At 66.7% G+C, this 26670-nt stretch carries 25 protein-coding genes, 1 tRNA gene and 2 pseudogenes; 14 read left to right on the forward strand and 14 right to left on the reverse strand.

Translation table 11 applies throughout. The features are described 5' to 3' along the window. Positions 1 to 4: 4 nt before the first annotated feature. Positions 5 to 1210, forward strand: coding sequence for an acyl-CoA dehydrogenase family protein (locus tag LFT46_RS14845; protein ID WP_236820208.1), 1206 nt, complete (start codon positions 5 to 7; stop codon positions 1208 to 1210). Positions 1211 to 1319: 109 nt separating this feature from the next. On the opposite strand, the gene LFT46_RS14850 is transcribed toward LFT46_RS14845, so the two are convergent. The 5 genes from LFT46_RS14850 to LFT46_RS14870 form a co-directional block, all read right to left on the reverse strand. After that, positions 1320 to 2090, reverse strand: coding sequence for an SDR family oxidoreductase (locus tag LFT46_RS14850; protein WP_236820209.1), 771 nt, complete (start codon positions 2088 to 2090; stop codon positions 1320 to 1322). 69 nt (positions 2091 to 2159) lie between these two features. Next, positions 2160 to 3536 carry an MFS transporter gene (locus LFT46_RS14855; protein ID WP_236820210.1) on the reverse strand — a complete coding sequence of 459 codons (1377 nt, stop codon included), beginning with the start codon at positions 3534 to 3536 and terminating at the stop codon, positions 2160 to 2162. Next, entirely contained in the window at positions 3533 to 4039 is a 507-nt protein-coding gene (locus tag LFT46_RS14860) for a winged helix-turn-helix transcriptional regulator (protein ID WP_236820211.1), read from the reverse strand. Before LFT46_RS14860 ends, LFT46_RS14855 begins: the two co-directional genes overlap by 4 nt. Before the next feature lie 187 nt (positions 4040 to 4226). Next, positions 4227 to 5390: a cystathionine gamma-synthase gene (locus tag LFT46_RS14865; RefSeq protein ID WP_236799175.1), complete on the reverse strand. Its 1164-nt coding sequence runs from the start codon at positions 5388 to 5390 to the stop codon at positions 4227 to 4229. Between the two features lie 39 nt (positions 5391 to 5429). After that, a complete protein-coding gene (locus LFT46_RS14870) occupies positions 5430 to 6815 on the reverse strand; it encodes a cystathionine beta-synthase (protein ID WP_236820212.1) in 1386 nt (461 codons plus the stop codon). Between the two features lie 59 nt (positions 6816 to 6874). Here LFT46_RS14870 and LFT46_RS14875 point away from each other — a divergent pair, with 59 nt between their 5' ends. Beyond that, positions 6875 to 8062: an SLC13 family permease gene (locus tag LFT46_RS14875; RefSeq protein WP_236820213.1), complete on the forward strand. Its 1188-nt coding sequence runs from the start codon at positions 6875 to 6877 to the stop codon at positions 8060 to 8062. Between the two features lie 11 nt (positions 8063 to 8073). On the opposite strand, the gene LFT46_RS14880 is transcribed toward LFT46_RS14875, so the two are convergent. Further along, on the reverse strand, positions 8074 to 8478 hold the full coding sequence (locus LFT46_RS14880) for a VOC family protein (RefSeq protein ID WP_236820214.1): 405 nt from the start codon (positions 8476 to 8478) through the stop codon (positions 8074 to 8076). 135 nt (positions 8479 to 8613) lie between these two features. Here LFT46_RS14880 and LFT46_RS14885 point away from each other — a divergent pair, with 135 nt between their 5' ends. Together LFT46_RS14885 and LFT46_RS14890 are read left to right on the forward strand one after the other, a co-directional pair. Then, positions 8614 to 9600, forward strand: a complete 987-nt coding sequence (locus LFT46_RS14885) for a DNA-3-methyladenine glycosylase family protein (RefSeq protein WP_236799178.1) — start codon at positions 8614 to 8616, stop codon at positions 9598 to 9600. Between the two features lie 164 nt (positions 9601 to 9764). Further along, a complete protein-coding gene (locus tag LFT46_RS14890; RefSeq protein ID WP_236820215.1) occupies positions 9765 to 10388 on the forward strand; it encodes a hypothetical protein in 624 nt (207 codons plus the stop codon). Here the strand turns inward: LFT46_RS14890 and LFT46_RS14895 are convergent. Then, positions 10385 to 12061, reverse strand: a complete 1677-nt coding sequence (locus LFT46_RS14895; protein WP_236820216.1) for an AMP-binding protein — start codon at positions 12059 to 12061, stop codon at positions 10385 to 10387. The two genes, LFT46_RS14890 and LFT46_RS14895, sit on opposite strands and share 4 nt — an antisense overlap. A 103-nt stretch (positions 12062 to 12164) precedes the next feature. Here LFT46_RS14895 and LFT46_RS14900 point away from each other — a divergent pair, with 103 nt between their 5' ends. Then, entirely contained in the window at positions 12165 to 12443 is a 279-nt protein-coding gene (locus LFT46_RS14900; protein WP_142133016.1) for a putative quinol monooxygenase, read from the forward strand. Between the two features lie 67 nt (positions 12444 to 12510). On the opposite strand, the gene LFT46_RS14905 is transcribed toward LFT46_RS14900, so the two are convergent. Together LFT46_RS14905 and LFT46_RS14910 are read right to left on the reverse strand one after the other, a co-directional pair. Next, on the reverse strand, positions 12511 to 12948 hold the full coding sequence (locus tag LFT46_RS14905; protein WP_236799181.1) for a thioredoxin family protein: 438 nt from the start codon (positions 12946 to 12948) through the stop codon (positions 12511 to 12513). A 93-nt stretch (positions 12949 to 13041) separates the two neighbouring features. Further along, the gene (locus tag LFT46_RS14910; RefSeq protein ID WP_236820217.1) at positions 13042 to 13596 is read right to left on the reverse strand and encodes an acyl-CoA thioesterase; all 555 of its coding nucleotides are present in this window, start codon (positions 13594 to 13596) and stop codon (positions 13042 to 13044) included. A 114-nt stretch (positions 13597 to 13710) separates the two neighbouring features. On the opposite strand from LFT46_RS14910, the pseudogene LFT46_RS14915 reads away from it, so the two are divergent. Both LFT46_RS14915 and LFT46_RS14925 read left to right on the forward strand, forming a co-directional pair. Beyond that, positions 13711 to 14402: pseudogene (locus LFT46_RS14915) on the forward strand (potassium channel family protein). Positions 14403 to 14739: 337 nt separating this feature from the next. Next, the gene (locus LFT46_RS14925; RefSeq protein WP_236820220.1) at positions 14740 to 15774 is read left to right on the forward strand and encodes a LysM peptidoglycan-binding domain-containing protein; all 1035 of its coding nucleotides are present in this window, start codon (positions 14740 to 14742) and stop codon (positions 15772 to 15774) included. Between the two features lie 102 nt (positions 15775 to 15876). On the opposite strand, the gene LFT46_RS14930 is transcribed toward LFT46_RS14925, so the two are convergent. From LFT46_RS14930 to LFT46_RS14940, 3 genes and pseudogenes are all read right to left on the reverse strand, one after another. After that, positions 15877 to 16302, reverse strand: a complete 426-nt coding sequence (locus tag LFT46_RS14930; RefSeq protein WP_236820221.1) for a CBS domain-containing protein — start codon at positions 16300 to 16302, stop codon at positions 15877 to 15879. A gap of 187 nt (positions 16303 to 16489) precedes the next feature. After that, positions 16490 to 16571: transfer RNA gene (locus LFT46_RS14935), tRNA-Tyr, on the reverse strand. A gap of 166 nt (positions 16572 to 16737) precedes the next feature. Continuing rightward, a pseudogene (locus LFT46_RS14940) lies at positions 16738 to 16991 on the reverse strand (hypothetical protein). 188 nt (positions 16992 to 17179) lie between these two features. Here LFT46_RS14940 and LFT46_RS14945 point away from each other — a divergent pair. From LFT46_RS14945 to efeB, 4 genes are all read left to right on the forward strand, one after another. Continuing rightward, on the forward strand, positions 17180 to 17671 hold the full coding sequence (locus tag LFT46_RS14945) for a YajQ family cyclic di-GMP-binding protein (RefSeq protein ID WP_009357171.1): 492 nt from the start codon (positions 17180 to 17182) through the stop codon (positions 17669 to 17671). Positions 17672 to 17936: 265 nt separating this feature from the next. After that, entirely contained in the window at positions 17937 to 18794 is an 858-nt protein-coding gene (gene efeU, locus LFT46_RS14950; RefSeq protein WP_236799188.1) for an iron uptake transporter permease EfeU, read from the forward strand. A gap of 32 nt (positions 18795 to 18826) precedes the next feature. After that, entirely contained in the window at positions 18827 to 20035 is a 1209-nt protein-coding gene (efeO, locus tag LFT46_RS14955; RefSeq protein ID WP_236799189.1) for an iron uptake system protein EfeO, read from the forward strand. Then, positions 20032 to 21411: an iron uptake transporter deferrochelatase/peroxidase subunit gene (efeB, locus tag LFT46_RS14960; protein WP_236799190.1), complete on the forward strand. Its 1380-nt coding sequence runs from the start codon at positions 20032 to 20034 to the stop codon at positions 21409 to 21411. Before efeO ends, efeB begins: the two co-directional genes overlap by 4 nt. Before the next feature lie 174 nt (positions 21412 to 21585). Here the strand turns inward: efeB and htpX are convergent, their stop codons facing one another. Next, entirely contained in the window at positions 21586 to 22452 is an 867-nt protein-coding gene (gene htpX, locus LFT46_RS14965; protein ID WP_236799191.1) for a zinc metalloprotease HtpX, read from the reverse strand. A 28-nt stretch (positions 22453 to 22480) separates the two neighbouring features. Beyond that, positions 22481 to 23752, reverse strand: a complete 1272-nt coding sequence (locus LFT46_RS14970; RefSeq protein WP_236820223.1) for an MFS transporter — start codon at positions 23750 to 23752, stop codon at positions 22481 to 22483. Between the two features lie 80 nt (positions 23753 to 23832). On the opposite strand from LFT46_RS14970, the gene LFT46_RS14975 reads away from it, so the two are divergent. From LFT46_RS14975 to LFT46_RS14985, 3 genes are all read left to right on the forward strand, one after another. Then, on the forward strand, positions 23833 to 24318 hold the full coding sequence (locus tag LFT46_RS14975) for a Fur family transcriptional regulator (RefSeq protein ID WP_142133005.1): 486 nt from the start codon (positions 23833 to 23835) through the stop codon (positions 24316 to 24318). 7 nt (positions 24319 to 24325) lie between these two features. Further along, positions 24326 to 25822, forward strand: coding sequence for a catalase (locus LFT46_RS14980; RefSeq protein ID WP_236799193.1), 1497 nt, complete (start codon positions 24326 to 24328; stop codon positions 25820 to 25822). Between the two features lie 123 nt (positions 25823 to 25945). Further along, on the forward strand, positions 25946 to 26581 hold the full coding sequence (locus LFT46_RS14985; protein ID WP_236820224.1) for a DUF2461 domain-containing protein: 636 nt from the start codon (positions 25946 to 25948) through the stop codon (positions 26579 to 26581). Positions 26582 to 26670 lie beyond the last annotated feature (89 nt).

A 26670-nucleotide genomic window follows, 5' to 3' on the forward strand; every position in this document is an offset into this window, starting at 1 on the left:
CCGAATGACGGGCGAAGAATTGACTGCTGAAGCCGCGGCGGCCGGCCTGTCAGACGTCCTGAACCTCGATTCACTGCTGTCAGCGGAGGAACTGGAACTCCGGCAAAAGGTCCGGGATTTCACCAGCCAGCGCATCAAGCCGGAGATAGCCCGCTGGTATGAGGACGCCGTCTTCCCCCTGGAGCTGGCTACGGAACTGGGTGAGTTGGGCGTGCTGGGGATGCACCTGGAAGGCTACGGCTGCCCCGGCCGCTCCGCCGTCGAATATGGCCTTGCCGCGATGGAGCTGGAAGCCGGCGATTCCGGGATCCGCACGTTCGTGTCCGTCCAGGGTTCGCTGGCCATGACAGCCATCCACACGTGGGGCTCGGAAGAACAGAAGCAGGAGTGGCTGCCCCGGATGGCAGCCGGCGAGGTCATTGGGTGTTTTGCCCTGACCGAGCCCACGGCCGGTTCGGACCCGGCGTCCATGGCCACAGTTGCGCAGCGCGACGGCACCGGAGACGACGCCGGTTGGGTCCTGAACGGGACCAAGTGCTGGATCGGGCTGGCGTCAGTTGCGGGCGTCATGGTGGTCTGGGCCATGACGGACGACGGCGTGCACGGCTTCCTGGTGCCGGCCGGAACCCCCGGCGTGACCGCCAGGGCCATCACGCAGAAGCTGTCCATGCGCGCCTCCATCCAGTGCGACGTGGTGTTCAACGACGTCCGCCTGGGTCCCGAGGCCCTGCTGCCGGGAGCGCGGGGACTGCGCGGCCCGTTCACCTGCCTGAATGAGGCCCGGTACGGCATCGCGTGGGGCGCCATGGGCGCGGCCCGCGATTCCTATGAGGCGGCCTTGGCCTACTCGCAGGACCGGCTCCAGTTCGGCAAGCCGCTGGCCGGCTACCAGCTTACGCAGGAGAAGCTGGTGAACATGCTGGTGGAAATCCAGAAGGGCACGCTGCTGGCCCTGCACCTGGGACGCCTCAAGGACGCGGGAGCCATCAGGCCCGAGCAGATCTCGCTGGGCAAGCTCAACAACGTGCGCGAGGCCATTGCCGTGGCACGGGAGGCGCGGTCCATCCTGGGCGGCAACGGCATCACCACCGACTACTCACCCCTGCGGCATGCCGCCAACCTCGAATCGGTACAAACCTATGAGGGCACCGACGAGGTGCACACCCTGATCCTGGGCCGGCACATCACCGGCCTGGGCGCCTTCCACTGACCCCTCCCCCAACTGACTCGCAGTTGTTGCCGTTTTGGCGACGCATAACGACAACAACTGCGAGCTAGTTGGGGGCCCGGGACGTGGGCCGAGGTCCGGCCCCGGCCAGTCAGGCCGAGAAGCCGCCGTCGGCCTTGATCAGCTGGCCCGACACCCAGCGGCCTGCCGGCGAGAGCAGGAACGCAACGGTCCCGGCGACGTCGGCAGGGGTGCCCAGGCGGCCGGTGGGCTGCTGCGCGGTGAGCTCTTCATGGACGTCGGGGGTCATCCACCCGGTATCAACCGGACCCGGGTTCAGCACGTTTGCCGAGATCCCCTGCGGACCCAGTTCACGTGCGGCGGCAATCACGATCCGGTCCAAGGCACCCTTTGAGGCACCGTAGGGAAGGTTGAACGCTGTGTGGTCGCTGGTCAGCGCAACGATCGCGCCGCCGTCGTCCGTTGCCTGGCGTGCGAAGGCGGCAATCAACTGCCAGCTGGCGCGGGTGTTCACGGCGAAGTGCCGGTCAAAGGATTCAATGGTGGTGTCCAGCAGCCCGGAATCCACGGATTCCGCGTGGCTCAGCACCAGGCCCTGCAGTGGCCCGGCCAGCTGTGCAGCTTCCGCCACCAGCCGGTCCGGGACGCCGGGGTCCTGCAGGTCGGCCGACAGGACGTGCACTTTGGCGCCGATGGCCTCAAGCTCGGCGGTAAGCCTGACAACGTCCTCGGGTTCGCTCCCCCAGGGCATGCGGGCGTCGTAGTCGGCCCAGTAGGAGAGGACCAGGTCCCAGCCGTCCGCGGCCAGCTGCCGGGCAATACCGGCGCCGATACTGGCCAGGCGCCCCACGCCGGTGACCAGGGCGACGGGGCGGGCGGGGACGGATGATTGGGATTCCATCCGACCAGCCTAGCGGCGGCTGGCGGCGGGGACTGTCCTGTGCCGCACTGCTCACAGGTCCCACACTGCTCAGGCCGCTGCCGGCTCCGCCGCTGCCGTCGGTTCCTGCGACCCTTTGTGCCGGCGGATGGTGGCGCTGATGACCGCGGCGATGGTGCACATGGCCGCCGCCCCCAGCCACGCGTAGGTGTAGTGCCCGGTGGCATCGCGCAGGGCGCCGGCAACGATGGCGGCCGCGGCGGCGCCGAGCTGGTGGGCGGCGAAGACCCAGCCGAACACCACGCTGCCGTCCGCACCGAACGTCTCCCGGCAGATGGCAGCCGTGGGCGGAACAGTGGCCACCCAGTCCAGGCCGTAAATTACCACGAACACGATCATGCTGGGCTGCACCTCGGCGTTCAGCAGCAGCGGAAGCACCAGCAGGCCGATGCCGCGGAACTGGTAGTAGACGGCCAACAGGATGCGGGGGTTGAAGCGGTCGGTCAGCCAGCCGGAGGCGATGGTTCCGATGATGTCGAAAATCCCGACGACGGCAAGCAGCCCCGCTGCCGTGGTTTCCGGCATGCCGTGGTCGTGGGCGGAGGGGATGAAGTGGGTGCCGATCAGGCCGTTGGTGGTGGCGCCACAGATGGCGAACCCGGCTGCAAGCGCCCAGAAGGTCCTGACCTTGCTGGCGCGGCGCAGCACCTGCAGGGCGCGGACCGCGGCGTTGGCACGCGGGCGGCCACCCGGAACCGTTGCGGTTTCCGGCGGCTGGGCGGCCACGCCGGCCGGCTTCTCGCCGTAGGGCAGGACCCCCGCCTCGGCCGGTGAGTTCTTGAGGAACTTCAGCACCAGCGGAACCACGGCGAGCGCACCGGCGGCGATCAGCAGGGAGGCCTGCCGCCACCCGGGGTCCTGGGCGAGCATGGCGATGAAGGGCAGGAAGACCAGCTGTCCGGCCGCGCTGCCGGCGGTGAGGATGCCGATCACCAAACCGCGGCTCCTGGTGAACCAGGTGTTGGCGACCGTGGCGGCAAAGACAAGGGCCATGGAACCGGTCCCCAGGCCGATTAGCAGCCCCCACGTCAACAGGATCTGCCAGGACTGGTTCACCAGCACGGTCAAGGCACTGCCCATGCCGATCAGCACCAGGGCTGTTGCGGTGACGGCCCGGACGCCGAACCGTTCCATCAGGGCGGCGGCGAACGGGGCGGTCAGGCCGAAGAGCACCAGGTTGATGCTCACGGCCGCGGACAGCACGGTGGTGGACCAGCCGAACTCCTGCTGGAGCGGGACCATGAGGACACCAGGCGCCGCGCGGAATCCGGCCGCCCCAACGAGTGCCAGGAACGCCACGGCGGCAACGATCCAGGCAGGATGCAGGCGCATGCGCTTACGTGGCGGTGAGGGAAGGGCAGCAGAACCAGCAGGAACTTCGCGGGCTTCCTCCGGCACGGTGCTCATGCCGCAGTTTCTTTTCCGGACGCGGTGGACAACGGGATGGGATGCTCCGACCTGGCCCGGCTGTGCCAGCTGGTGTTCGCCGCCGTCAGCCGTTCCCCGCATTCCGTGCAGGTGTCTGCCGAGGTAGTGGGTTTGCCGCAGCCGGTGTGGATGACGTGGAGGTGCGCCTGGTCCGAGGGCGCAGGCAAGTGCTTCTCCGCCCAGATGGTGACCGCGTTGAGGACCGGGAGCGCGTCCTCACCCTTGGTGGTGAGGACGTACTCCTGGCGGATGCGGCCGCCGTCGTCATATGCCTTCTTCTCCAGCAGTCCGGCCTCAACCAGGCCTGCCAGGCGCTTGGTGAGGACGGAATCCGCCACCTCCAGCCGGTCCTTCATGGCGTCGAAGCGCCCGTTGCCAAAGAAGACCTCGCGCAGCACCAGGATGCTCCAGGGGTCGCCCAGGATGTCCAGGCCGCGGGCCATGCTGCAGCTGCGTTGGGACCAGTCAGATCGAAGAGGCATACGGGAACGCTAGCTGACTTTCTTCAAGAAAGCTAGGGTTCCCGCGAAATGCCACTTAACGGCAGTCCGGGTCGCAACCATTGCTATTAAGTGGCATCTCGCGGGGGTGGGCTACGGGACGGAGGTGAGTGGCATCTCGCGGGGGTGGGCTACGGGACGGAGGTGAGTGGCATCTCGCGGGGGTGGGCTACGGGATGGAGGTGAACGCCTGGTCCAGGTCTGCGATCAGGTCTTCCTTGTCCTCGATGCCGCATGAGAGCCGCAGCAGGTTGACCGGGACGGCCAGCTCGGTGCCCTTGACGGACGCGTGGGTCATCTCGGACGGGTAGTTCATCAGTGACTCGATCCCGCCCAGGGACTCCGCCAGCGTGAACACGGACGTTGACTCGGCCACCTTGCGGGCGGCAGCTTCACCGCCCTTGAACTGCACGGACACCATGCCGCCGAACTTGCGCATCTGCCTTTTGGCGAGCTCGTGGCCCGGGTGGTTCGGCAGGCCCGGGTAGAGGACGGCCTCCACCTCGGGGCGTTCCAGCAGCCATTCGGCCACGGCCTGCCCGTTCTCGCTGTGCCGGTCCATCCGGACGCCCAGCGTCTTGAGTCCGCGGGTGGTCAGGAAGGCGTCCATGGGGCCGGACACGGCGCCGACTGCGAACTGGACGAAGCCGATCTTCTCCGCCAGCTCCGCGTCCTTGACCACGACGGCGCCGCCCACCACATCCGAATGGCCGCCGATGTACTTGGTGGTGGAGTGGACCACCACGTCGGCACCCAGGGCGAGCGGGTTCTGCAGGTATGGGGACGCGAAGGTGTTGTCGACGACCAGGAGGGCGCCGGCGTCGTGCGCAATGTCGGCGAGCGCCACGATGTCGGTGATCTTCATCAGCGGGTTGGACGGCGTCTCCACCCACACGAAGCGGGTCTTGTGCGCAGCCACCGCACGGCGGACCCTGTCCAGGTTGGCCATGTCCACCGGGGTGTTGCCGATCCCCCAATCGCCCAGCACCCGGCTGATCAGCCGGTAGGTTCCGCCGTACGCGTCGTTGCCCAGCACGATGTGGTCGCCGGGCCGGGTCAGCGCACGGATGAGGGCGTCCTCCGCGGCGAGGCCGGAGCTGAAGCTGTAGGCGTGGGTGCCCAGTTCCAGCGCGGCCAACTGTTCCTGCAGCGCATCCCGGGTGGGGTTGGCGCCGCGGCCGTACTCGTAGCCGCTGCGCAGGCCGCCGATGCCGTCCTGCGCATACGTGGAGCTGAAGTGCAGCGGCGGCACTACGGCCCCGGTGCGGGGCTCGAAGTCCTGGCCGGCGTGAACGGCGCGGGTGTTGAAACCCTGGTTTTCAGAGGCAGGCATGATGCTCCTTATCGGGGTTGGCTGATCGGGTCAGGCAGTTCAGTTGCTGAGGTAGGCCAGCAGGTCGTGCCGGGTGAGGATGCCCACGGGGGCGCCCACGAACGTGACCATCAGGGTGTCCGAGTCCGAGAGCAGTTCCCTGGCGGCGGAGATGGTTTCCAGCGATCCGATGACGGGCAGCTTGGGGCCCATATGCTCGGAAATCTTGTCCGTGAGCTTGGCTTCGCCGCGGAACAGCTTGGCGGTGAGGGTGCGCTCGTCCACGGCGCCCAGGACCTCGCCCATGACCACGGGCGGTTCCTGCGACAGGACCGGGATGTGGCTGACGCCAAACTCGTTCATGATGTTGATGACATCGCGGACGGACTCGTTGGGGTGGATGTGCACCAGGTCCGGCAGCTCGCCGTTCTTGGACTTGATGACCTCCCCCACGGAGGTTTCCTCACCGCCGGAGAGGAACCCGTAGGAACGCATCCACTGGTCGTTGAAGATCTTGGCCAGGTAGCCGCGGCCCGAGTCGGGAAGGATGACCACGACGACGGCACTTTCCGGCAGGTCCCGGGCCGCCTGCAGCGCGGCTACTACCGCCATGCCCGAGGAACCGCCCACCAGCAGCCCCTCTTCCCGGGCCAGGCGGCGGGTCATGGCGAAGGAGTCGGCGTCGGTGACCGCGATGACGTTGTCCGGGATTGTCTTGTCGTAGTTCGCCGGCCACATGTCCTCGCCGACGCCCTCAACAAAGTACGGGCGCCCGGTTCCTCCTGAGTAGACCGACCCCGCGGGGTCCGCGCCGATGATCCGGACCAGTCCGCCGTCGGATTCCGGCCTGTCAGCCGAAACCTCTTTAAGGTAGCGGCCGGTGCCGGTGATGGTGCCGCCTGTGCCGGCGCCAATAACGACGTGGGTGACCTTGCCGTCGGTGTCCCGCCAGATCTCCGGGCCCGTGGTCTTGTAGTGGCTGCCCGGTGCGGCGGGGTTGGAGAACTGGTCCGGCTTGAAGGCGCCCGGGGTCTCGCGGGTGATCCGGTCCGAGACGCCGTAGTAGCTTTGCGGGCTGTCCGGCGGCACCGAGGTGGGCGTGACCACCACTTCGGCGCCGTAGGCCTGCAGCACGGCACGCTTGTCCTCGCCCACCTTGTCCGGCACCACGAAGACGCACTTGTAGCCCTTTTGCTGTGCCACCAGGGCCAGGCCTACGCCGGTGTTGCCGGACGTGGGCTCCACGATGGTGCCGCCGGGCTTCAGCTTGCCCTCGCGTTCGGCGTCCTCGATCATCTGGGCTGCGATGCGGTCCTTGATGGAGCCGCCGGGATTCAGGTACTCCAGCTTGACCAGGACGGTGGCTTTGATGCCCTCAGTCACATGGTTGAGTTTGATGAGCGGGGTATTGCCGATGAGGTCCAGGATGGACTGGGCGTACTTCATAGGTACAAAGCTACCGCTTCCTGTGCGCCGTTCCCTGCCCGGGGTGCAAGGATAGGCCGGTGAAGCAGTTCGCATGGCTCAAAGCTGCCCGGAGCTACCTGCTGCCCGGCGCCATCCTGGCAGCAGGCCTGGCCAGCCTGGCACTTGGCGTACTCCCCCTGCCCGCATTCGGGGAGCTGGCTGCCCGAACCATTCCCATCCTGGCCTTCGTACTGGCGATGTCCCTGGTCACCGACCTGGTGGACGAGGCAGGACTGTTCCGGGTGGTGACGGACCGGCTGGCCGCCCTGGGCCGGGGGCGGGTCTTCCTGCTGTGGCTCCTTGTGGTGGGGGTGGCCACGGTGTCCACCGTGTTCCTGTCCCTGGATACCACCGCCGTGCTGGTGACGCCCGTGGTGGTCCTGCTGGCGGTCCATGCGCGCATCCCGCCGCTGCCGTTCGCGCTGACCAGCATCTGGCTGGCCAATACCGCTTCCCTGCTGCTGCCGGTCTCCAACCTGACCAACCTCCTGGCCCAGGACCGGCTGGGGCTAAGCCCGTGGCGCTTCGCGGGACTGGTCTGGGCTCCTTCGCTAGTTGGCCTGCTGGTCCCGCTGGTCCTGCTGTGGCTGGCTTTCCGCCGCGATTTGCGCGGAACCTACGGGCCGCAGCCTGAGCACCCTGTTCGCGACCCCACCGTGCTGAAGGCGGCCGCCATTACGCTCCTGGTCCTGCTGCCCGCGTTGGTCTCCGGGTTGCCGGTCCAGTACCCGGCGCTCGCCGCGGCCGCCGTCCTGCTGGTGGTCTTCCTGCGTCGCAGGCCCTCCGTGCTGCGGTGGTCCATGGTTCCCTGGCGGCCGCTGATGCTGACGGTGGGTCTGTTCATGCTGATGGAGACCCTGCATTCGCACGGCCTCACCACCCTGCTGGCCGGTGTCGCGGGGTCCGGGGACACACTGCCCGCACTGCTGCAGCTGGCCGGAGTGGGGGCCGGCGCGGCCAACGCCGCCAACAACCTTCCCGCCTACCTGGCGCTGGAACCCGTGGCGGGCTCGCCGGCCAGGCTGGCCGCCCTGCTGATTGGCGTGAACCTGGGCCCGCTGGTGACCCCATGGGCCTCGCTGGCAACGCTCCTGTGGCATGAGCGGCTACGCGTCCTGAACGTACCTATCAGGTGGGGCGGGTTCGCCGCCGCGGGCCTGGTGGCCGTTGCGGCGACCGTGCCGCTGGCCGTGCTGGCGCTGTGGCTGGTCAGCGGTATGGCCTAAGGCCGGCGGGATCAGCTGCCTGTGCCCCGGTCTCCGCCGGGAAGGTTCTCCCACAGGCCAATGACGTTGCCCTCGGGGTCCTTGAAGTACGCGGTGTAGCCCATTCCGGGAATCTCGTTCTTGGGCATGACCACCGAGCCGCCCAGCTGCTCCACGCTCTTGAGGGTGGCGTTGATGTCCGGAACGTCGACGGTGATGACCGGGGTGGTGATTTGGCCATCCCTGGCCATCATTCCCCCGTTGATGGCGCCCGCGGCCGCCGGCTGGCCGTCGTCGTCCATGTCCGTGGTGATGACCATGCTGTAGTCCATCCCCGGCACCGCTTCGATCCGCCAGCCCAGTGCCTCCTGGTAGAACTTCCTGGCCCGCTTCTGGTCGTCCGCGGGGATCTCGAAATGCACTACTCCGCCCATCATTGCCCTCCGTGTTTTGTTATTCGCGGCCATCTGCCGGTCGCCCGGGTACCACGCGGTGATCGTAATCCGGGCCCGGAAAGCGCAGAAGGGCCGATGGTCCCGCCGCTGTCGGTGGTCCGTGGGACGATGGAAGGCATGACGATCGCAGACGCACCTCCCCGGCTGGCGGCCGCGGCGGACGTCTCCCTGCGGTGGTGTCCGGAAGCTCCCTACAGTCTTTCCCGCACCCTTGCGCCGCTCCTGCGTGGCAACAGTGATCCTTCGTTCTGCGTCCAGGGGGATGTCATCTGGAACGCATTTACGACGCCGGCCGGCCCGGCCACCATGCGGCTCGCCCCGGCGGGCGGCGGCGAAGCAGGCGGACCGTTGGTGGACATCCAGGCGTGGGGGCCGGGCGCCGCAGCCGCCGTGCAGGCGGCACCCCGGCTTCTGGGGGCGGACGACGACTGGCGGAGTTTCGACGACCCCGACTTCCACGCCACTCTGCCCCACACTGTCCGGGAGGCGCGGCGGCGCAGCCTGTCGGTCCGGCTGCCATCCAGCGGCCGCATGGTGGACCAGCTGGTGCCGATCATCCTGGAACAGAAGGTGACGGTGATCGAGGCGCGGCGCGCCTACCGCTACCTGGTGCACCGCTATGGAACGCCTGCTCCCCCGGCAGGATCATCCACCCCGGCGGGCCTCGTCGTGCCGCCAACCGCCGCGCAGTGGCTGCAGATTCCCAGCTGGGAGTGGCACAAGGCGGGCGTAGGACCCCAGCGCTCCGCCACGGTCATGCGGGCTTTGCGTTCCGCCGTCGCGCTTGAACGCCTTGCGGTATTGCCGGCACTTGAGGCAGCGGAGAAGATGCAGGTGATCCCCGGCATCGGGGTGTGGACTGCGGCCGAGGTGGTGCAGCGCACCCATGGTTGCCCTGACTCGATTTCGGTGGGCGATTACCACCTGGCGTCCTACGTGGGGGCGGCACTGACCGGACGCCGGACGGACGACGCCGGGATGCTCCGGCTGCTGGAGCCCTGGCGGGGACACCGCCAGCGCGTGGTCCGGATGATCCAAAGCACCGGCTTCCGCAAACCCACCTTCGGCCCGCGCATGACCATCCAGGACCACCGCGGGCACTGACCCGTGGGCCTGATGTGCGTGCGCACCGCAGGCCCTCTTTCCAGCGGCGTTCCTTTCCGCGGCCCCACTTTTCAACCTGGGCGCTTGATCCACGGGGCAATGGGTACGGCCATGGGTGAAGGCCGCCCGCGAGGCGGAATGCTGAACAGGACGGAAGAGACCCCATGAGCACCAACCCAGTCAGCACGAACCGGGCCAGCAGCGGGCGGCAAGCCGCCGACCCCGCAGCCCTGGACCCCGACGCACAGGATCCCACCGCCGATGACCCGAACGCTGATGATCCCACCGTCGCGGACCCGATGGGGGACGAGAAGGTACGGCTTCAGCTGGCTATTTTTGAGGTCACCCGGGACGCCGATGGCAGGGGCCTCGACGAGATCCAGGAGATGCTGCGTGCTGCCTTCGCACGGCACGGCGTCGAAACGCCGCCGGGCACCTGGCTGGAATCGGTGGCATCCTCCGCGTTCTACGGTGAGCCGTACATCGTGAACCTTCCTGCCGCGGTAGTCGCGGACACGATCGTGCCCGCTCCGAACCAGGAGGTCCGGGACCGGCTGGCCGCCCAGCGGGAGCTCCAGCAGGAGAAGCTACCGGCCGGCATCTTCCCCTCCCAGGACGACTGGAACATCCCCCGCAGCGAGACGACCGGCGGCAGCACCCGCACGCTGTCGCTGCCGCAGTGGGAAAGCGGGGCGGTCCTGGCCCTGACGGCGCTGGCAGCAGTGGCTATTGCGGCCGTCGTGGCCGTCCGCGCGGGAACCAGCCGCCGGCGCCGCGTCAACGCCTAGAGGCCCAGCCGGGCCACGGCCTCCTCGCGCATCTGGACCTTGCGGATCTTCCCCGAGACCGTCATCGGGAAGCTCTCGCGGACTTCCACGTACCGGGGGATCTTGTAGTGGGCCAGCCGGCCGCGGCAAAACTCGGCAAGGGACTCAGCGGTCAGCGGGCCGGCGCCGGGCTTGAGGATGACGCAGGCCATCAGTTCCTCGCCGTACCGCGGATCCGGGACCCCGATCACCTGCACGTCCTGGATGTCGGGGTGGGTGTACAGGAACTCCTCGATCTCCCGGGGATAGATGTTCTCGCCGCCCCTGATGACCATGTCCTTGATCCGGCCTTCCACCACCACGTACCCGTCGTCGTCCATGCGGGCCAGGTCGCCGGTGTGCATCCAGCCGTCGGAGTCAATCGCCTCGGCCGTCTTCTCCGGCTGGTTCCAGTAACCCGCCATGACGGCATAGCCGCGGGTGCAGAGTTCCCCGATCTGCCCGCGTTCCAGCTCCTCGCCGGTGGCAGGGTCCACGATCCGGCTTTCCAGCTGCGGCATGGTCCGGCCCACCGTCTCGGTGCGCTGCTGGAGAGTGTCCCCCTTGCGGGTCATGGTGGACACCGGCGAGGTCTCGGTCATGCCGTAGCAAATGGCAACGTCCACCATGTTCATCTCCGAAATGACCCGGTTCATCACCTCAATGGGGCACAGCGAGCCCGCCATCACGCCCGTGCGCAGCGTCGAGAGGTCGTAGGACCCGAAGTCGGGCAGGGCCAGCTCGGCGATGAACATGGTGGGCACGCCATACAGCGCCGTGCCCGCAAAATCCTGGACGGCCTCGAGTGCCGCGGCGGGCGAGAAGCCGCGCCCCGGGATGATCGTGGCGGCACCGTGGCTGAGCGCGTTGAGGTTGCCGATCACCATCCCGAAGCAGTGGTAGAACGGCACGGGGATGACCACCCGGTCACGTTCCGTATAGCCCAGCAGCTCGCCGATGGCGAAGCCGTTGTTCAGGATGTTGTGGTGCGTCAGCGTGGCGCCTTTGGGGAATCCGGTGGTGCCGGAGGTGTACTGCAGGTTGATGGGGTCGTGCGGAGAAAGTTCGGCCATGCGGGCCTTTAGTACCGGATGTGCGACGCCGTCCGCCCGGGTGAGCAGTTCGGCGTACGTGAGTTCGGCATCGCTTTGGGGGCTGCCGGCCTTGAGGGGGTCCAGGCCGTGGTCCGGGAGGAAGACGAGCTCCCGCAGGTCCGGGCAGGTCAGGAGGGCCTGGCGCGCCATGGCCACGTAGTCGCTGTTGTTGTCCGACGGCGCCGTGACCAGCATTCGCATGCCGTTCTGCTTGACCACGAACTCGAGTTCATGGCTGCGGTACGCCGGGTTGACGTTGACCAGGATGGCGCCGACTTTGGCGGTGGCGTACTGCAGCAGGGTCCACTCGGCGCAGTTGGGGCTCCAGATGCCCACCCTCTCCCCCTTGGCGACGCCCAAGGCGAGGAGCGCGCGTGCCAGCCGGTCGACGTCGTCGTTCATCTTGGTGTAGCTCCAGCGGCGGGCGTCACCGCCCGGCACCGGGGCGGCCTCGATCAGGGCGTCATGGAGCGGAAACCGTGCCACCACCCGCTCGAAGTTGGCGCCGATGGTTTCCTCCAGGAGCGGGACGTCAGTGTCCCCGGCTGTGTAAGCACGCATGAAGGCACGCTACCAACAGGATCACGGCAGGAGAAGGACGACAGGCGGGGAAACGGACGCAACAGAACCGGAGGTATCAGCAGGGCCCGGTATTGTGAAAACCATGAGTGCACCCATTGATCTGATAGCAACGTTCATCCCCAACGAGGGCGAGTTCCACCGCGTCAAACTGGCCCTGGATATCGCGATCGATGAGGTGGTGAAGGAGCCCGGCTGCATCCGTTACGAGCTGACCGAGGCCACGGAGGAAAAGCTGGTTTTGACCGAGCAGTGGGCGTCCGAGGAAGATCTGGACAAGCACTCCAAGGGCACCGCCGTGCAGGACCTGAACGAGTCGCTGAGCGCACTGCTGGCCGAGCCGGTCAAGGTGGAACGCGTCTAGCGCAGCGCCTTAAACACAGAATGCGGGACCTCCAAAGGGGGGTCCCGCATTTGATTTAAGACAAGTCTTAGAAGTCGGGGATCTGCGTGCCGTCCTGGGTGCCGCCCTGGGATCCGGCGGGCTTGCTTGCCGCCGCTTCCGCTTCCTCCCGCTGCTTGGCCACATGGGCGTGGACTTCTTCCATGTCCAACGCCTTCACGGCGTCCACCACCTGTTCCAGCTGCTGGGCGTTCAGGGCGCCGGGCTGCGAGAACACCAGCACCTTTTCGCGGAAGGCCATCAACGTGGGGATGGAGGTAATGCCCGCCTCCGCGGCGAGCTGCTGCTCAGCTTCGGTGTCCACCTTGGTGAAGAGGACGTCCGGGTGCTTTTCCGAGACCGCGGAATACGTGGGGCCGAACTGCTTGCAGGGACCGCACCATTCTGCCCAGAAATCGACCAGGACAATGTCGTTGCCTTCGATCGTGGATGCGAACTTTTCACCTGTGATGTCAAGGGTAGCCATGTGTCCACGGTACGCGCCCGGCCCCTCCCTGTCGCGCCTGTTCGCTCCCCGCGTCATTGGGAATAGCAGGAAGGACGACGCCGGCACCCGGCTTTAAGCGTCGGCATTCCAGAGATGCGGGGCCGGTGTGCGGCTGCCGGGGAGGGCGCTGGCGGCACGCCATTCGTGGATCCACTCGGGGAGCATGAGGTCCGCCGGCGGGGCGCCGAATTCCGCGAGGATTTCCTCCTGTCTGACCGGACCGGTCTTGGTGACCAGCCGGGTGGCGATGTAGGCGCGGGCGTAAATCTCGCCGTCGGCCACCATGCGCTGCTCGAAGAAGATCGCTTTGGTGTCCAGCCCGATGATGCGGGTCTCGATGGTGTAGTCCTGCCACAGCTGCAGCGATTTGCGGAAGGAGATGGTCTCGGCCGACACCACCGGGCTCCAGCCCCGGCGGCGCATCCGCTGCCAGATGCCGCTGCGGACCATCAGGTCGAACCGGCCCAGGTCCATGAGGGACAGGTACATGCCGTTGTTCACGTGCATGGCGATGTCGATGTCCGTGGGCAGGACGCGCAGGGGCAGGGAGGACGCCTCCCACACCGTGAGGGGCGGGCGACGCTTCGACCGGAAGAGCAGGAGCAAGGTTCTCAGAAGCAGGTGCATGGACCAATGCTACCCGCGAGTAACATTGTGCAGGCTGCTGACCGGCGTGCCCACCGCCGTAGGATTTCCTGCATGACGCAGCAACGTTAGCGGGACTTGGCGGAGTGGCCCCTGATGGCTACCGCGCTTGTCTTCCTGGGCGCCTACGCCTGGCAGGTGATCGGCCGGGTTGAAGGCAGCTGGGCCGACTGGCTCGAGGCCGTCATGTGGGTGACGTGGTGCGTCTTTGTCCTGGACTATGCGGCAAACCTGTGGCTGGCGGAAAAGCGCCGGCAGTGGTTCATCCGAAACCTGCATGAGCTGGTGATCGTGGCCCTGCCGTTCTTCCGGCCCCTGCGGCTGCTGCGGCTGGTGACACTGCTGTCCGTACTGCACCGGACGGTGGGCGAGACCCTGCGCGGCCGGGTAGTGACGTACGTGGCGGCGTCTGCTGCACTGCTGGTCTTCGTGGGAGCGCTGGCCGTGCTGGATGTGGAGCAGTGGGCGCCGGAGGCCAAGATCACCACGTTTGGCGATGCCCTCTGGTGGGCCACCGCCACCATCACCACCGTGGGCTACGGGGACATGTATCCGGTGACGCCCATCGGCCGCTTGGTGGCCACGGCGCTGATGATGAGGGGATCGCCGTGCTGGGTGTAGTTACCGCCTCCATCGCGTCCTGGCTGGTCCAACGCGTTGAGGACACCGCTGAATCGGTGGCCGAGGCGGTGGAGGAACCGGTCCGGGTTGAGGTGGCGGAACTGGTGGCGGAGATCGCACTGTTGCGGCAGGAAGTCGCTGAACTGCGGGAACACCGCCCGCTGTAACGGCAAGTACCGGGCCGTCGCTGCTTGAGTAGCGGGCCCCGGGCAGGCGAGTACCGGGCCGGAAAAGTCGGGTAAGTCCTACTGGTGCCCGCCCCTTGGCACGATTCCTAGACTCGGGGTTCCTAGGACCAACACGCACTGGCAGGTCCCCCGGGTGGCTTCCGGGAGACCTTCCTTCACGCGGAGCTCTGCATTTTCTGGGTGTGCGGATGCCTCCAATCTGTACCGCCACCGGTTCCGTCGTTTGCCGGGGCCCGGCGGTGCAATCACATCTCGCTCCGTCCAGTCCCGGCGTGCCTCGCATGCCCGGGCAGGACCGACACCTGATGGGCAACCCATGAACCCGAAGACATCCACCTCCCCCGACGGCACCAGCAGAAGCTTCGCCACCGACGAACCGCGCACGGACCTCAGCACCGGCCGCCCGGTAATCAGCAACAAACTGTGGGCCGGCATGGCCACGGCGGCGGTGGTGGCCGCAGTGGGCGTCGGCGCCCTGGCGGCGCCGCCCACCTTGCTCAGCGGTGGCACGACGCCGGCGGCCCAGGTCGCAGAAACCGCCGCGCCAGCGCCGCCAAGCACCCCCGACGGCGACGATGCCGTGGCGGCAGTTGCGGCCAAGGGAGCTGCGCCGGCTGCGGAGGCAGCACCTGCGCCGGCATCAGAAGCGCCCGCTCCCGCAGCGCCCGAACCCGCCCCGGCCCCCGCCCCCGCACCGGAACCGGCACCTGCGCCAGTCTCCGAACCGGCACCCACACCCGCACCCGCGGGCGATCCCAATTCGTACACGGTGGTGGCCGGCGACACCGTAGGTGCGATTGCAGCGTCCCGTGGCGTGGACATGAACGCGATGCTCGCAGCCAACGGATTGAGCGCCTACAGCATCATCTACCCGGGCGAAACGCTGCTGCTGACCGGGCCGCCGGTAGCGGTAGCAGCGCCTGCACCGGCACCGGCTGCCGCACCTGAGCCCGCCGCTGCCCCGGCTCCAGCAGCCGCACCCGCTCCTGCTCCCGCGCCCGTAGCTGTCCCGGCAGCACCTGCCGTCCGCACCATCTACGTTGCGGGCTCCGGGGGTCAGTCGATGGTGGACGCCTGCATAGGGCCCATCCACTTCACCCCGAATGACGGCTACTCGCTGTTCATCACCGAGCACGATTTCTGCGGCGGGTGGGCGCGCTTCTCCGTAATCGGCGTGGGTGAGACGGTGAGCATTCCGGGCTACGGCACGTACACGGTGACGGGGCGCGGCACGGTCCCCAACCCGGGAACCACCAATGACGTCATCGCGGTCTTCGGCGGCTTCCCCCGGGCCATCCTGCAGACTTGCATCCCGGGAACCAGCACGATGCTCCTGATCGCGCTGAACTGAACCTGGTTGTACTAGGCCTGTTGAACCGCGAAGTTCTTAAGCTTGTCCGCGGGTCCGAACCTTCAAGGGCTGGATCCGCGGACAAGGCCATGGTTGCCTGCGCTAGACCCCGTGGCGTTCTGAGATGTGTTCCACCAGTTCACCCACGCGCTGTTCGTTGTAGTTGCGCGCAATGTCGCCCTGGCTGATGATGCCCACCAGCTTGTGGTCCGAGATCACCGGGAGCCTGCGGACCTGGTGCTCCTCCATCATGTGGATGGCTTCGTCAACGTTGGCGTCGGCGTCGACGCAGTACGGCTTGCCGGAGGCCAGCTCGCGGGCCATGGTCTGGCCCGGGTCACGGCCGGCGGCGACGCACTTGAGCACGATGTCACGGTCGGTGATCATGCCCTTCAGCTTGCCGTCGTCACCGCAGATGGGAAGAGCTCCGCAATCGAGGTCCCGCATCATACGGGCCGCGTTTAGAAGGGACTCGCTTTCCCCGACACATCGGGCATCAGTGGTCATGAATTCGCGTACGGCACTCATTGAATCCTCCTTCATCGATGTGGGATATCGACGCAGGGCATCGGAGCACATGCGCCGATACTTCCAGATTATGCCCGCCCCAACATCGTGTCGACGGCGGCAGGAGCCTTGCCTGGGCGCTCTGGAGCAGGACACCGGACAACGAAAAAGCCCCCGGAACCTGTTGGTTCCGGAGGCTTTCCTTGGGTGGCAGATGAGGGATTCGAACCCCCGTAGGCGTTGCCAGCTGATTTACAGTCAGCCCCCTTTGGCCGCTCGGGTAATCTGCCGAACTTCAAAAGAAGTACCCGTTGATGCAGTGTCCGGAAGGATCCGTTTCCGGTCCTTTCCGCTTCAGTAACCGCGGGCAAGACAACTTTACAGAACTTCCGCCGAAGAATCGAATCGGGGCCTGCAGCACCTCAAAAGCCCTGGAACCACGCGAAAAACCCGGACTTATGCCTGGCCCAGAATGCGCCCCCCAGCTTGGCCTCAAAGCTGAGCGCCTGTTCTTCAGTGATCTGGTTCAGCTGCACGGCCCGCTGAAGGTCGGCCCGCACGCCGTCCATCCGGGATGAAGCATCCGCCACCGGGCTGAGGACGATGGACGCCGCCACCGCTGCCGCGGCCACTGACGTTGCGGCCGTGGCCACTGCCCCGGCTGCCGCCGTAGTGGTGCGGGTGACGTAACGGGCGGCTTTGCGGCGCATGACGATGATCCCTTCAACTGCTGTACCTCTGGTCCAACTCTGGCCACCGCTCCTTCATTCCGCCGGTGCTTCCGCTGAGAGGGAACTGTGAAATGCGCATCCCACCGGCCGCGGCATCCGTATTAGGCTGGAACGCAGGAATCCAGGCCCTGTCCCCCCGCAGGGCTCCCATCAGCAAAAGGAGAGTCATGGCAGGCGAGTCAACGTTCGACGTCGTAAGCAAGGTGGACAAGCAGGAAGTGGCCAACGCACTCAACCAGTCCCAGAAGGAAATTGCCCAGCGCTATGACTTCAAGGGTGTTGGCGCCGAGATCGACTTCAGCGGCGAAAAAATCCTCATGAAGGCCAACTCGGAGGAACGCGTCAAGGCTGTCCTGGATGTCTTCCAGTCCAAGCTGATCAAGCGCGGCATCTCGCTCAAGTCGCTGGACAGCGGCGAGCCCTATGCTTCCGGCAAGGAATACCGGCTCGAGGCCTCCATTAAGGAAGGCATCGCCCAGGACCTGGCCAAGAAAATCAACAAGCTGATCCGCGACGAAGGCCCCAAGTCCGTCAAGTCCCAGATCCAGGGCGACGAACTCCGCGTTTCCTCCAAGTCCCGTGACGACCTGCAGGCCACCATGGCCCTGCTGAAGGACTTCGACGAAGCCGACCTGCAGTTCGTGAACTTCCGCAGCTAGCAGCCGTCCTGCCGCGGCGTCGTAATCGACGCCATAGTTCCCGGCGCTGCAGGAAAAGGCCGGCGCACCCGATATACGGGGTGCGCCGGCCTTTTTGCGTGCCGGGGGTTGTCGAGTCGCAGCAACCCAGACGGTAGCCCAGGGCAACAGACCCGGGCGTAATCCAGCGCCAATTACGCCACGTTTGGTTTGCGTAATACCGCCTGCCGGGTAATCTCTTTCTTAGGCCTTCCTAAGTAAGGCTTACCTGAGTGAAAGAACTTCCATGACTGCCAACTTCCTGATCGGCCTGCGCGAAGGACTCGAAGCCACCCTGGTGGTAGTCCTCCTGATGGCCTACTTGGCCAAGACGGACCGGCGCCACCTCATCCCCTGCATCTGGGCAGGTGTTGCGGCGGCGCTGGCTGTGTCAGCCGGCTTCGGCGCGCTCCTCACCTTCGGTCCCAGGGGACTCACCTTTGAGGCACAGGAGGCGATCGGCGGCGGCCTCTCCATTCTCGCCGTAGGCCTGGTCACGTGGATGGTCTTTTGGATGGCCCGCACCGCGCGGACGCTCGGAAGCCACTTGAAGTCCCACGTCGATAAGTCGGCCGATGGAACCGGGTGGGGCCTGGCCGTGGTTGCCGCCATCGCGGTGGGACGTGAGGGCCTGGAAACGGCGCTGTTCCTTTGGGCGGCGGCCAAGGCCACGGGCGAATCCACGCAGCCGCTTGCCGGCGCCGTCCTCGGCCTGCTTGCCGCGGCCGGCGTCGGTTACCTGCTGCACCGCGGCGTCCTGAGAGTGAACCTCTCCCGCTTCTTCACGTGGACCGGTGCCGCCCTCGTCATCATCGCCGGCGGCGTCCTGTCCTACGGAATCCACGACCTCCAGGAAGCCGGCCTGCTTCCGGGGCTGCACTCCCTGGCCTTCGACATCAGCGTCGCCGTCCCGCCGTCGTCGTGGTACGGGACACTGCTGAAGGGAACCTTGAACTTCTCCCCCGCCACAACTTGGCTCGAGGCGGGCGCCTGGCTCCTCTACGTCCTGCCGGTGCTGTTCCTGTACCTGCATACGAACCGCAAGACGCCCAAGCCCACTACTGCTGGCACAAACCCCGCCGGCAAGGCCGTCGCAGCCGCTTAACTCCCGCGCCACCCGCACCCAAAGGAATCCCCATGCCTGGCTTTAATCTGCCCGAAAACAACCTGCCCAAAAATGCCGCCACCCGCGATATCAAGCTCGCTTTGCTGGCTGCCGCCGTGGTGTCCGTCCCCCTGCTGCTCACCGGCTGCACCGACAACACCAAGGCTGCGGACTCCAACGGGGGCGCCATCAACGTGGTCAGCTCGAACACCGACTGCAGGGTCTCGGCAACCAGCGTCACAAGCGGCAACCTTACGTTCTCCGTCAAGAATGAAGGCACAGAAGTCACGGAGTTCTACCTGCTGGCAGCGGACGGGCTCCGCATTCTGGGCGAAGTGGAAAACATCGGGCCCGGGCTCAGCCGCAACCTGGTGGTCACCGCCCCCGCCGGCACGTACACCACTGCCTGCAAGCCCGGCATGGAAGGCGACGGGATCCGGGGTGCCTTGGAGGTGACGCAGTCCGGCAACCAGCCGTCCGCGGACGCAGATTTCCAGCACCTGCTGGACACCGCAACCACGCAGTATGCGTCCTACGTGAAAGACCAAAGCGAACAGCTGCTCACTGGCACTGAGCAGTTCGCTGCAGCCTTCGCGGGCGGCAATGCCGGTGAGGCGAGGCGGCTGTACGCCGCCACCCGGCAGCACTGGGAACGGATTGAGCCCGTTGCCGAGTCATTCGGGGACCTGGACCCGCAGCTCGATGCACGCGAGGCCGACCTCGAGCCGGGCCAGGAGTGGACCGGCTGGCACCGCGCGGAAAAGGATCTCTTCCCGCCCGCCGGCTACACCGCCATGACGCCGGCCGAACGCTCAGCCATCGCCGATCGCATGGTGGCCGACACCAAGGACCTGGTGGAACGCACCCGGACGCTTGAAATCTCCGCGGACATGCTGGGCAACGGCGCCAAGGAACTCCTCGACGAAGTGGCCACGGGCAAGGTGACCGGCGAAGAGGAAATCTGGTCGCACACCGACCTCTGGGACTTCCAGGCGAACGTTGACGGTGCACGCATTGCGTTTGAAGGCCTGAAGCCCGCGCTGCTGCAAAAGGACTCCGCCCTGGCCGCCTCGCTGGACGAAAAGTTCGCAGCGTTGCAGGCAGAACTTGCCACCCATGCCCAAGGTGCGGATTTCATCTCCTACGACAAACTGACGCCGGAACAGGTCCAACGGCTCGCGTCGCTGGTTGACGCCCTGGGCGAACCACTGTCCCGGCTGACCGCGGCGGTGGTCCTGTGACCGGGTGCCCCTTTAGCGGCCGGCCGCCGGAAGCTTCCGGACCGGCGCCGGCAGTCGCAACCGATAAGGTATCTGCGGATACCACGCAGGGGGAAGGCCCGACGGCCGGATCCCGACTGAGCAGGCGCGGACTGTTTGGCATCGCAGGACTGGGCGGCGCCGCCGCCGGGCTTGCCGCCGGCTTCCTGGGGCACGACGCCGTGGCGGCCACTGCGGCGCCCGCGCCTTCTGCCGACAGTCCGGTGGTCCCCTTCCACGGCGACCACCAGGCCGGCATCACCACCCCGGCCCAGGACCGCCTGCACATGGCGGCGTTCGATGTCACCACCACCAAGCGTGAAGAACTCATCCAGCTCCTCAAGGACTGGACCGAGGCAGCGGAGGCGCTGACCGAAGGGCGCCCCGCCGGGACAACGGGCGCTGTGGACGGGCCCTACGGCGCACCCCCTGAAGACACCGGCGAGGCCCTGGACCTCAATGCGGGCAAATTGACCCTGACCTTCGGTTTCGGCGCCAGCCTGTTCGAAAAGGACGGGGTGGCCCGCTTCGGCCTGGACGGCCGGCGGCCCGAGGCCCTAATCGAGCTGCCGCATTTCCCCGGCGACGACCTGGACCCTGCCCGCAGCGGCGGTGACCTGGTGGTCCAGGCCTGTGCCAACGACCCCCAGGTGGCAGTCCACGCCATCCGGAACCTGGCAAGGATTGGGTTTGGGAAAGTGCGGGTCCGGTGGTCGCAGCTGGGCTTTGGCCGGACCTCCTCCACCTCCCGCGCCCAGCAAACTCCGCGGAACCTGTTCGGTTTCAAGGACGGGACCAACAACCTCAAGGTCGAGGATGACCAACTGCTGGACCAGCATGTGTGGGCCCACGCTCCCCGGCCGCAGGATGCCTGGCTGGAGGGCGGCAGCTACCTGGTGGCGCGCCGGATCCGCATGCATATCGAGATCTGGGACCGGACCTCGCTGGGCGAACAGGAAGGCCTGATCGGCAGGACCAAGGGGACCGGCGCGCCCCTGTCCGGCGGCGAAGAGTTCACCGAACCGGATTTCGCGCGCCGAGGCAAAGGCGGCAAGCCCCTGATTCCACTCGATTCACACATGCGGATGGCCCACCCCAGCCAGAACAGCGGGGTGCGGATGCTGCGCAGGGGCTACAACTATACGGACGGGTCCGACGGCGTGGGCCACCTCGACGCCGGCCTGTTCTTCATTGCCTTCGTCACCGACCCGCGCACCCACTACGTGCCCATGCAGATGGCCATGGCCAAGGGCGACACGCTGGCCGTGGAATACCTGAAGCACACGGGTTCCGGCCTGTTCGCCGTCCCGGGCGGTGTGAAGCCTGGCGGTTTCATCGGCGAAGGACTCTTCGCCTGACCGCCGCGGCTGCCTTGCACGGCCCGCGCCGCCGTCGTCTTCGACGCGCAAACTCGAAACCGTCGCGCATGTTCGCTGGCGCACCCGTTTCTTGGGGGGCGCCAGTGAATATGCGCGTCGAAAAATAGGTTGCGCATCGAAAATGTCCAGCAAGCGGCGACGGCGGGATGCCGGCTACAGCTGCCGGCCAGCCATCCGCTCCAAGCGGGTGATGCGGTCGCGCATGGGCGGGTGCGTTGCGAACAGCTTGTTCATGGCCCCGCCGCGGAACGGGTTGGCGATCATCAGGTGCGATGCGTTGACCAGCCGCTGGTCCTGCGGCAGCGGCGCAAGGCTGACGCCGCGCTCAATCTTGGCCAGGGCTGAGGCGAGCGCCAGCGGATCGCCGGTGAGCTGCGAGCCGTCCTCGTCGGCGTCGTACTCCCTGGTGCGTGAGATGGCCATCTGGATCAGCGACGCCGCGAAGGGCGCCAGCAGCGCCATGGCGATCATCGCCAGCGGGTTGGCGTTGCGGCGGTCGCCGCCGCCAAAGAACAGCAGCATCTGCCCCACCGAGGTGATGACGCCCGCGACGGCGGCCGCCACGGACGAGGTGAGAATGTCCCGGTTGTAGACGTGCATCAGCTCGTGGCCAAGGACACCGCGCAGTTCGCGGGCGTCCAAGAGCTGCAGGATGCCTTCGGTGCAGCAGACGGCGGCGTTTTGCGGGTTGCGTCCGGTGGCGAACGCGTTCGGGTTCATGGTGGGCGAGACATAGATGCGCGGCATGGGCTGGTTGGCCCGCATCGAAAGCTCACGGACGATCTGGTAGAGCTGCGGCGCCTGGGCTTCGGTCACCGGGATGGCCTGCATGGACCGGATGGCGATCTTGTCACTGTTCCAGTACCCGTAGAAGGTGGTGCCGACCCCGATCAGGGCCATGATCCAAATGGGGGTGGAACTGCGGGTCCCCACCCCGATCAGCCCGCCAAGGCCCAGCAGTACCGCCCACAGCACCCCGAACAGTGCCGCGGTCTTCAGGCCGTTGTGATGTTTGTGCACGTTTCCTCCTTACTAAAGGAACGGCTTGCTAGGGAACCGGGTTCCGCGCATCGTACTTCCGGAAGCCCGGCTGCAGCTTCGCCGCCAGCCACGCCCCCGCGATGCACAGCCCGCCTCCCAGCAGCAGGACCCAGCCCTCACTCAAAATCTTAGTCGCGCCACCTGCCAGCAGATCGCCGATCCGCGGACCGCCGGCGACCACCACGATGAACACGCCCTGGAGCCGACCCCGCAGATGGTCGGGGGCTGCGGCCTGGAGGATGGTGTTGCGGAAGACGCTGCTGATAGAGTCCGCGATGCCGGCCAGGGCGCAGCAGACGGCGGCGGGCAGCAGCCACACGGTCACAGCACCGTCGGGCGCGGGCCCGGCGAGCAGCACCACCGCGCCGAACGCTCCAATGGAGGCGCCCCAACCCATGACGGAAACGACGACGGCGGTCCCCTGGCTGCGCACGCTGCCCAGCGGCCCGGAGAACAGACCGGCCAGGAAGGCCCCGACGGCGGTGCACGCCAGCAGGATGCCCACGGTCGCCTCCCCGCCTCCGATCATCAGCGCCGCGACAGCCGGAAGCAGCGCCCGCGGCTGGGCGAGGATCATGGCCACGAGGTCGATGATGAAGGTCATGCGGAGGTTGGGGCGGGTGCCCAGGAACCGGAAACCCTCGATGACGGAGCGGATTCCCGGCCTGCCGCCGGCTCCGGCGGGCGCCATGGGCGGAAGCCGGTACACCGCCCAGAGGACGAAGGCGAAGCTGGCGAAGTCGATGGTGTAGGTCCAGCCGAATCCCAGCCAGGCCACCAGCACGCCGGCCAGCAGGGGTCCGGCGGTCATGGCCAGGCCCATGGACAGCATGCTCAGGGCGTTGGCCGCGGGCAGGAGTTCCTTGCGGATGAGCATGGGGATGATGGCGCTGCGGGCCGGCTGGTTGATCGCCTGGGCCCCGCTTTGCAGTGCCACCAGCAGGTACAGTACCCAGACGTTTCCCAGGTGCAGCCAGGCTTGAAGCGCGATCAGGCCGGTGGTCAGCCACAGCACGGCGGAGGCCAGCAGGGCGATCCGGCGGCGGTCGTGGGCGTCGGCGATGGAGCCGCCCATCAGGCCGCCTATCACCAGGGGAACCAGTGCAAAGATGCCCAGCAGGCCCACGTAAAAGCTGTCCTGGGTCAGCCGGTACACCTCCAGGCTCACGGCCACCAAGGTCAGCTGGCTGCCGACGGCGGACACCGCGGATCCCAGCCAGAGCCGGCGGAATGCGGGGCTTTCCTTGAGCGGCGTGACATCGACAAGTAGTTTCCCCACTCCGTAACACTAGCGGGACACGGGGAGAGGTTAGCCGAGCCTTATTGTGAGTTGCTCAAAATAAGTGCTTCAATGGAGCCATGACGGAGCACTTTGATGGCCAGGAAGCATGGGCTGCAGCCCTGCGCGCCCATGGCCGCAGGGTGACCAAGCAGCGGCTCGCTGTACTCGCCGCCGTCGAACGCCACCCGCATTCCCCTGCCGAAAGCATCCTTGCCGCCGCCCGCGCCGAGCTCCCCGAACTGACGGCCCAGTCCGTCTATGTGGTCCTCGGCGACCTGACGGACCTGCACATGCTGCGCCGTTTTGAGCCGCCGCACTCCCCCGCCCTGTACGAAACGCGTGTGGGCGACAACCACCACCACGCCATCTGCATCAGCTGCGGGCGCGTGGAGGACGTGGACTGCGCCGTCGGCCACGCCCCGTGCCTCACCCCGCACTGGAACCCGGACGCCAAGCCGATGACCATCCAGATCGCCGACGTCATGTACCAGGGCATCTGCCAGGAGTGCCAGCAGGCCCAGCAACTTCCTCCCCACAGTCCCTCGCAAGAAAAAGAGAAATAGGAGAACAATGACTGCCGTTTCCACAACCCAGTCAGGCGCGCCGGTTACGTCCGACGCACACTCGAAGTCAGTTGGTGCCGATGGTGCCATCATCCTGACTGACCACTACCTGGTGGAGAAGCTTGCCCAGTTCAACCGTGAGCGGGTTCCGGAGCGCGTAGTGCACGCCAAGGGCGGCGGTGCATTCGGCACGTTCAAGACCACCGAGGACATCTCCAAGTACACCAAGGCTGCATTCCTGCAGCCGGGCGTCGAGACCGAGATGCTGATCCGCTTCTCCTCCGTTGCCGGCGAGAACGGCTCCCCGGACACCTGGCGCGACCCCCGCGGCTTCGCCGTGAAGTTCTACACCAGCGAGGGCAACTACGACCTCGTGGGCAACAACACCCCCGTCTTCTTCATCCGCGACGGCATCAAGTTCCCGGACTTCATCCACTCGCAGAAGCGCCTCCCGGGCACCCACCTGCGCGACGCCGACATGCAGTGGGATTTCTGGACCCTGTCGCCCGAGTCCGCACACCAGGTCACCTGGCTGATGGGTGACCGCGGCCTGCCCGCTTCCTGGCGTGAAATGCAGGGCTACGGCTCGCACACCTACCAGTGGATCAACGCGGAGGGCGAGCGTTTCTGGGTCAAGTACCACTTCAAGTCCAACCAGGGCGTGAACTCCATGAGCTCCGAGCAGGCCGAACAGCTTGCCGGCTCCGACGCGGACTTCTACATCCGCGACCTGTCCGAGAACATCGAAGCCGGCAACTTCCCCTCCTGGGACCTGCACGTCCAGGTCATGCCCTACGAGGACGCCAAGAGCTACCGCTTCAACCCGTTCGACCTGACCAAGGTGTGGCCGCACGCGGACTACCCGCTGATCAAGGTGGGCACCATGGAGCTGAACCGGAACCCGGAGAACTACTTCGCGCAGATCGAACAGGCCACCTTCGCGCCGTCGAACTTCGTGCCGGGCATCGCCGCTTCCCCGGACAAGATGCTGCAGGCCCGCATCTTCTCCTACGCGGACGCACACCGCTACCGCGTGGGCACCAACCACGCGCAGATCCCGGTGAACCAGCCCAAGAACCAGGTCAACAACTACAGCCAGGACGGCCAGGGACGCTTCCTGTTCAACGCTCCCTCCGTTCCGGTCTACGCGCCCAACACCTTCGGTGGTCCGGCTGCAGTTGAGCCGCAGAACACCGCCGGCGGCTGGGAGAACGACGGCGAGCTGACCCTGGCCGCGCACTCCCTCCACGCAGAGGACGGCGACTTCGTCCAGGCCGGCGCGCTGTACCGCGAGGTCTACAACGAAGCCGAAAAGGCCCGCTTCCTGGAGACGATCACCGGCGCAGTAGGCGGCGTCAAGCGTTCCGACATCAAGGAACGCGCCATCCAGTACTGGACCAACGTCGACGCCGAACTGGGCGCCAAGCTGCGCGCCAACCTCGGCGCCGGGGCTGCCCCGTCGGCTCCGGCCTCGGATGCAGAGTCCGCCAACAAGATCGGCTGACCAGGCTTCCTGCAGGCTTAACCGAAAGACCACCCCGCCACGGGTTCCGTGGCGGGGTGGTCTTTTTGCACATACGGTCCTGGTCCCCTGGCCTGCCCCGGGCGGCCCTCCTAGGCTCCGTTCATGAACACAATTGCAGGCATTCCTACGGAAGCCTTCCGTTTCTATGCGGAGCTGGAAGAGAACAATAACCGCGATTGGTGGCTTGGCCACAAGGACGTGTACGACGCCGCGGTCAAGGAGCCACTGGAAGCACTTTTGGCGGTCCTGGAGCCGGAGTTTGGTCCGGCCAGGCTGTTCCGCCCGTACCGGGACGTCCGCTTTTCCCAGGACAAGTCACCCTACAAGACTGCCCAGGGCGCCTTCGCCACCCGGCAGGAAGGGGTGGGTTACTACCTGCAGGTCAGCGCCGACGGGCTGCTGGTAGGAGGGGGCTATCGCTCCCACACCCCCGCCCAGCTGGCCAGGTTCCGGGCGGCAGCGGACGCCCCGGGGAGTGGCGCCGCCCTGGAGGAGATCGTGGATGCGGTGGCGGCCGCCGGCTTTCTCATTGAAGGCGAGAAGCTCAAGACGGTGCCCCGCGGTTTCGGCCGGGACCACCCACGGGCGGAGCTTCTCAAGCACAAGACCTTGTATACGGGAGTGGACCTGGGCCAGCCGGAGTGGCTTTCCACGGAAGGTGCCACGGACGAGATTGCCGCCAGGTGGCGGCAGCTGCGGCCGCTGGTCGAGTGGGTGGGGAAGTACGCGGCGCCCTGAATTTGCAAAGTTGCAGGCTGGAAAAGCAACTGCCCGCCCGGCACAGGCCGGGCGGGCAGTTGGACAGCTGGTGATGCGCCGGCCGTCGG

Origin of the sequence: Arthrobacter sp. FW306-07-I (assembly GCF_021800405.1) — a bacterium.
Taxonomy (GTDB): domain Bacteria; phylum Actinomycetota; class Actinomycetes; order Actinomycetales; family Micrococcaceae; genus Arthrobacter.

What these genes read in the sequence shown, in the direction of transcription:
- LFT46_RS14845 (WP_236820208.1), top strand. Translation starts at nt 5, where the DNA reads ATGACGGGCGAAGAATTGACTGCTGAAGCCGCGGCGGCCGGCCTGTCA.
- LFT46_RS14850 (WP_236820209.1), bottom strand. Translation starts at nt 2,090, where the DNA reads ATGGAATCCCAATCATCCGTCCCCGCCCGCCCCGTCGCCCTGGTCACC.
- LFT46_RS14855 (WP_236820210.1), bottom strand. Translation starts at nt 3,536, where the DNA reads ATGAGCACCGTGCCGGAGGAAGCCCGCGAAGTTCCTGCTGGTTCTGCT.
- LFT46_RS14860 (WP_236820211.1), bottom strand. Translation starts at nt 4,039, where the DNA reads ATGCCTCTTCGATCTGACTGGTCCCAACGCAGCTGCAGCATGGCCCGC.
- LFT46_RS14865 (WP_236799175.1), bottom strand. Translation starts at nt 5,390, where the DNA reads ATGCCTGCCTCTGAAAACCAGGGTTTCAACACCCGCGCCGTTCACGCC.
- LFT46_RS14870 (WP_236820212.1), bottom strand. Translation starts at nt 6,815, where the DNA reads ATGAAGTACGCCCAGTCCATCCTGGACCTCATCGGCAATACCCCGCTC.
- LFT46_RS14880 (WP_236820214.1), bottom strand. Translation starts at nt 8,478, where the DNA reads ATGATGGGCGGAGTAGTGCATTTCGAGATCCCCGCGGACGACCAGAAG.
- LFT46_RS14885 (WP_236799178.1), top strand. Translation starts at nt 8,614, where the DNA reads ATGACGATCGCAGACGCACCTCCCCGGCTGGCGGCCGCGGCGGACGTC.
- LFT46_RS14890 (WP_236820215.1), top strand. Translation starts at nt 9,765, where the DNA reads ATGAGCACCAACCCAGTCAGCACGAACCGGGCCAGCAGCGGGCGGCAA.
- LFT46_RS14895 (WP_236820216.1), bottom strand. Translation starts at nt 12,061, where the DNA reads ATGCGTGCTTACACAGCCGGGGACACTGACGTCCCGCTCCTGGAGGAA.
- LFT46_RS14900 (WP_142133016.1), top strand. Translation starts at nt 12,165, where the DNA reads ATGAGTGCACCCATTGATCTGATAGCAACGTTCATCCCCAACGAGGGC.
- LFT46_RS14905 (WP_236799181.1), bottom strand. Translation starts at nt 12,948, where the DNA reads ATGGCTACCCTTGACATCACAGGTGAAAAGTTCGCATCCACGATCGAA.
- LFT46_RS14910 (WP_236820217.1), bottom strand. Translation starts at nt 13,596, where the DNA reads ATGCACCTGCTTCTGAGAACCTTGCTCCTGCTCTTCCGGTCGAAGCGT.
- LFT46_RS14925 (WP_236820220.1), top strand. Translation starts at nt 14,740, where the DNA reads ATGAACCCGAAGACATCCACCTCCCCCGACGGCACCAGCAGAAGCTTC.
- LFT46_RS14930 (WP_236820221.1), bottom strand. Translation starts at nt 16,302, where the DNA reads ATGAGTGCCGTACGCGAATTCATGACCACTGATGCCCGATGTGTCGGG.
- LFT46_RS14945 (WP_009357171.1), top strand. Translation starts at nt 17,180, where the DNA reads ATGGCAGGCGAGTCAACGTTCGACGTCGTAAGCAAGGTGGACAAGCAG.
- efeU (WP_236799188.1), top strand. Translation starts at nt 17,937, where the DNA reads ATGACTGCCAACTTCCTGATCGGCCTGCGCGAAGGACTCGAAGCCACC.
- efeO (WP_236799189.1), top strand. Translation starts at nt 18,827, where the DNA reads ATGCCTGGCTTTAATCTGCCCGAAAACAACCTGCCCAAAAATGCCGCC.
- LFT46_RS14975 (WP_142133005.1), top strand. Translation starts at nt 23,833, where the DNA reads ATGACGGAGCACTTTGATGGCCAGGAAGCATGGGCTGCAGCCCTGCGC.
- LFT46_RS14980 (WP_236799193.1), top strand. Translation starts at nt 24,326, where the DNA reads ATGACTGCCGTTTCCACAACCCAGTCAGGCGCGCCGGTTACGTCCGAC.
- LFT46_RS14985 (WP_236820224.1), top strand. Translation starts at nt 25,946, where the DNA reads ATGAACACAATTGCAGGCATTCCTACGGAAGCCTTCCGTTTCTATGCG.